This is a genomic window from Streptomyces xingningensis, from assembly GCF_054957865.1.
This window is the reverse complement of sequence record NZ_JBDJPF010000157.1, coordinates 1-1,444: the sequence shown is the minus strand read 5'-3', so window position 1 is coordinate 1,444 and position 1,444 is coordinate 1. Positions and strand designations below refer to the sequence as shown.

Here is a 1,444-nt window from a genome sequence, read left to right as displayed (position 1 = left end):
CTTCTAAGCGGTCTTGGCGAAGTTCGCTGCGGCCCCCGTCAGGTCCTCATCCGGCGGGGACCGTCTCGTCAGCCGCAAGTGAGTTGCCCTCGGCGATGCTGCCGCAGGAGGACGGGGCCTCCTTGCCGGCGAACCGGGCGCGCAGCCAGGCGAGCGCGGTGGGCACCGTGGCCGTGGGCGCGGTCAAGTGGCTGAGGACGTCGTACTGCTTGTACCAGACCGCGGCGCCGCCCTCGGCGCAGTATTTCCGCGCCAGCGCCCGTGTGTCCCCGGCGACCGTGATGCCGTCGCCCGAGCCGATGCCCGCGATGTTGCTCGTGGTTCCCTCGAAGGAGCCGGCGTTGCCCTGGCCGATGTAGCCGGGGACGGTCGGGGTCGGTGCCAGGCCGAGGTTGGTCTTGTTGACGGCCTCGACGAGCTCGGGTACGGAGTTCGGGTTCGCGTACTCCGGCTTCGCTATTTTCTTCCACGTCAGACCGGGGTAGTGGCCCAGCGCGTCGGCGATCGAGGAGTGCTGGTGCTCGTCGACCAGCTGCTTGCCGTAGTCGTTCAGGTACTTCTTGAGGTCGAAGTCGTACGAACGCGCTTGCCCGATGAGCAACTCCGGGATGAGTCCGGACCACACCTGACTGCCTTCGATGTACCTGAGGATGTGCGAGGGCTTCACGAGCAGCCCGCCCTCGGCGTATCCCACCAGGCGCTTGTTGACGTCAGGGGCGTATTTGGGCGCGAGGGAGGCGGCCCAGTTGGTCGCGACGGCGCCGCCGGAGTAGCCCATGAGGCCGACGCGCGCGTCGGGGCTGATGCCGGTCCTCGACGCCGCGCTGGAAGCGGCACGCAGGGAGTCCAGCGTGTTGTACCCGTACTCGCGGGAGGCCGTGAGGTGGGCGGCCTGCCCCTCGGTGTCAGGGAGGACGACGTCGTAGCCGGACAGCAGGAGCGGCGCCACGAGCGTGGACTCGCCGTTCGCGATCAAGCCGCCGGGCAGCTTGACGTTGCCCGCGACCGCCCGGGACGGACCGTCTTCGGGGTTGAGCGAGTCGTAGAACGACTGGTACGACACGACTTTGCGGCCGTCGCCGCCAGGGCTGCGCAGCACGGAGGTCACGCCTGCGGACGGGTGACCCTGCTCGTCGGTGGTGCGGTAGAGCAGCTGCGTCGCCTGGAGGGGTGTCGCGATACCCAGGACGTGGTACGACAGCGTCCGGACCTTGAGCACGTCCCCGGGCCTGTACGAGGACAGCGGCTTGCTGCCGTTGTAGGTGTAGAACGCGTCGCTCCCGGCAGTCGTCGACGAGGACTGCTCCTGAACGCCGGACGCGACAGTGGGCACGGCGGCGACGGCGAGGGCGACGACGCCCGCGATCGCGGCGTGCCGCACTCTGAATTTGCGCATGACTCTCCCAAACGGTGTAAGCGGATCAGAGAGATGACCGCTACGGCC

The 1,444-nt window shown here is 68.6% G+C and carries 1 protein-coding gene; it reads right to left on the bottom strand.

The window, feature by feature from the left end; all coding sequences use genetic code 11:
• Positions 1-46: 46 nt before the first annotated feature.
• Positions 47-1,396, bottom strand: coding sequence for a lipase family protein (locus ABCR83_RS32595; protein WP_462698879.1), 1,350 nt, complete (start codon positions 1,394-1,396; stop codon positions 47-49).
• Between the last annotated feature and the right edge of the window lie 48 nt (positions 1,397-1,444).